The sequence below is a fragment of the Aestuariivita boseongensis genome (genome assembly GCF_001262635.1).
GTDB lineage: Bacteria > Pseudomonadota > Alphaproteobacteria > Rhodobacterales > Rhodobacteraceae > Aestuariivita > Aestuariivita boseongensis.
The window spans coordinates 1-3,326 of sequence record NZ_JXYH01000102.1 but is presented as its reverse complement, the minus strand read 5'-3'; the positions used below and the strand labels follow the sequence as shown (position 1 = coordinate 3,326).

General features: G+C 57.4%; 2 protein-coding genes. Both read left to right on the top strand.

Features of this window, described 5'->3' with window-relative positions:
* Nucleotides 1-2,270 (top strand): WD40 repeat domain-containing protein (locus TR61_RS20225; protein ID WP_172677034.1); only part of this gene is annotated, 2,270 nt, incomplete at its 5' end.
* A gap of 322 nt (nucleotides 2,271-2,592) precedes the next feature.
* A complete protein-coding gene (locus tag TR61_RS19230) occupies nucleotides 2,593-3,324 on the top strand; it encodes a toll/interleukin-1 receptor domain-containing protein (RefSeq protein WP_050932159.1) in 732 nt (243 codons plus the stop codon).
* Nucleotides 3,325-3,326: the final 2 nt, after the last annotated feature.

Sequence of the window (3,326 nt, the reverse complement as noted above, 5' to 3'; positions counted from 1 at the left end):
CGGCCGAGCGCAATGAAGCCGCCGCGAGACAAGAACGCGATGCCGCGAACGCGGCGCGAGAAGAGGCTGACAAGCAGCGACAGGTCGCTGAAAAACAGCGCGATGAAGCCCTCCGGGCGCAGTCCAGATATTACACCGGACTTGCGAGCACACAATTGGAGGCCGGGAACGAAGGGGACGCCCTGGCAATTGCGCTGGCGGGTTTGCCCCCTTTCGACGACCTGATGTCCCGTCCGATCATCCCGGAAGCGCTCTCACTTCTTCGCAACATACACCTGAGATTTCGTCCCCTTGTTTCGATGCCGTATGACGACGGGCAGGATGTCGGATTGTCGAAATCCGATGGTCGATACGTCATCGCCACCGACGGAGCCGCATTGCTGTTCGAACCCGAAGGCGACACTGAAGTTCACGCTTTTCCTGGCTATGAGGACGGGGCGAACGCCACAGCATTTTCGCCGGATGGCGCCTTTATCGCCATCGCTCATTCCAACGGTTTGCTGAATGTCTATGACGCCCAAACCTTCGAAGTTGTCGGCGTGCAAGAAAGCAGCGACCCCGTCACCGCGCTTGAATTTGCGCCAAACAGCACTTGGCTGGCCATCGCGCGCGAGGGTTCCGATGCGAACTATGTCGACATTGTTGATGTGGTTGAAACACGTTTTGTCCATCAGGTCAGTGGCTATAACGGGTCAATCGTCGGCTTTGCCTTTTCCCCCGATAGTCAGTCCCTGCTGACTGCGGACACGTCCGGCGAAGTCTATGAACTCAAACCGGCAGACGGCCTCGTGACTGGCCCTTTGGTCAAAGATACGTTGCCCATGTTTGCGATCGCTATGGCCCCGGATGGAGAGCGATTTGCGCTCGCATCGGTCGTGGCCGTAGAGGTCTATGATCTGGACGGCGATCTCGAATTCCTGCGAGATGGCGGGCAAACACCGACCGCCCTTGAGTTTGGTGCAGATGGCGATCTGTTCATCGGCTACACCCAAGGCAAGGTCGAGCGCTGGGTGCCGGGCGACGACGACGCTTTGGCCCTTTTCAAAGGGCATGACGACGCAATCCGTGACATTGAAATCAGCTCGGACGCCAAACGGCTCTATACTGTCTCAGAAGACCTCGCGTTGCAGATTTGGCGCCTGGATCAGAAAGGAACAGGCGTCATCGATCCATTGCCCGTTCCGGACCCCGGCCAGGACGAGGATTTTCACGTCAGCGACAAGGGTGTGCTGACAATGATAACGCGATCGGAAACCGGCTTCGATATCATACGCGGCAGCACAAGGCTAACCTCTTTGACGATGCAGGCACCGGGGGTGGACGCGTCGGTGAACGTACCTTTGGAACGTGCGATAACCTTGGACGTGGACGGCACCGTAACCCTCTGGTCATTCGACGGCGAAGAATTAAGCCGCTTTTCAACCGGTTCCAATGCTTTCCAGTACGTGGCGGTTAACGCTGATGGAAAGATCGCGCTGACATGGTCTGACGAAGAAAACGCCGCATCGCTTTGGAATGTTGAGACTGGCGCGCGCTTCAACCTGGGTGATGAATTGTGGTCCACGGTCGTGGCATTGAACGCGTCCGGAATGGTCGCTGCAATCGTGGGGGACAGTTTAGCCCTCGTGTTGCCGGACGGGTCCGTCGAAAGGGTCGAACTTCCGGTGTCACCTTGGCGCATGGCAATCAGCGACGATGGCAAGCGCGCGTTTGTTGCCGACTTCGAAAACACGCTTGTCGGAATATCGCTTGCCGACGGGCAGGAGTTTGTCCGGATCGCCATCCCGGCAACGGACGCATCTCGGATTATGACTGATGCGTCCGGTCGTTTCGTAGCGGTATGGGGAACACGGTGGGCAGGCGTGTGGCGCGCGGAGGATGGCGAACTTGTGCGGTTTTCCCGACCTGCCCGCAGCGTGCTGAGCGCAGCCCTGTCGCCCGACGGCACGCTCTTTGCGTTCGTTGATGTTCGGGGCAAGACCACGGTGATTTCAACTGAAACCGGGCAGGAACACATGACTTTGCCCAGCGCTTCGGATCCGCGATCTTCTCCCGTTTTCTCACGAGAAAGCGCATATCTTCTGATCCGCGGAAAAGACGAAGTGCGGATCCACCGAACTTATAATATCCCAGATCGACTGATCTTGTATTCGGAACGCGTTAGCGAAGGCTTTTCCCGCATCAGCGATCTTGACCGCTGCCGGTACAATCTGCCGGACCGAGGCACCTGTGCGACCGAACCGGATAAACCCGACTATCTCATCGATTGAAAGTTCCACAGGCGCATGGCGTAATTTCTCGTCCCGGGTAAACCAGCCAGCCGGCGCACTGCTTTGGTCTCGTGGTTATTCAGGTGGCCAGAGGGCGGAAGCGAACCACCGCCACGAAGACTTCGTTGCCTTGCGACAATTCCAAATCATTGATTAGGGGCGACACGGTTTGGAACAAAAGTGATGCATCCACGGCCCGACTCGGAATGGTCGCGATTTTAGCGCCCCTTTCAACCGACGACGTCGCGGGTCGGTCAAACGGGTTACTCCAGTCAGAGTTATAAGCTAGGCTTTTCGAAACAGACGGAACAAAGCAAACAGAATGAAAGAAGCCGGGTCACCACACCAAACACCTTTATCGACCTATGCAGGTTTCATCAGCTACAGCCAAATGGACAAAACGTGGGCCCGGCGCATTCACCGCGCGCTTGAGGCGTACAGGCTTCCGACCGGCATGCCTGAGTTAGGCGCGCAAAGAAAACGACTGGGGCGTTTTTTTCGAGATGACGATGAACTTGCGGGTGCGCCCAGCCTAGGAACAGCCCTTGAAGGCGCAATCGATGATAGCGCTGCTCTGATTGTCATCTGCAGCCCGAATTCGGCGAGTTCGAAATGGGTCGATGCGGAAATCCGCAGATTCAAAAGGCGAGGGCCCGATGCCAAGGTCTTCGCGATTATCGTGGGAGGACGTCCGGATGCGACCTCGGACGATGAACAGTGCTTCCCGCCGTCGCTTTTGTTTCGTGTCGATGCGGACGGAAATCTGACAGACACGCCGGACGAGCCCCTTGCGCCAGATGTGTCCAAAGACAGCTTTGCGCGTCTGATCACGCGTGTCGTTGCCGGTCTGATTGGCGTTGAATTCGACTCGCTCTGGCAAAGGGAGCGGCGACGACGCCGCAGACGCGCGGTCCTCTCTGGTGTGGCCCTTGCCTGTTTGGCGGCGGCAGCCGTTGCAGGATTTGTGATAATTGATCGCGCAAACACCAGCGAGTTGATTGCCCGCGCCGAACAACGTGCGACAGAAGCGCAAATCGTGAGCAGCCCGATCTGATT

Coding starts and splice junctions, on each gene's coding strand:
- TR61_RS19230 (WP_050932159.1), top strand. CDS start 2,593: ATGAAAGAAGCCGGGTCACCACACCAAACACCTTTATCGACCTATGCA.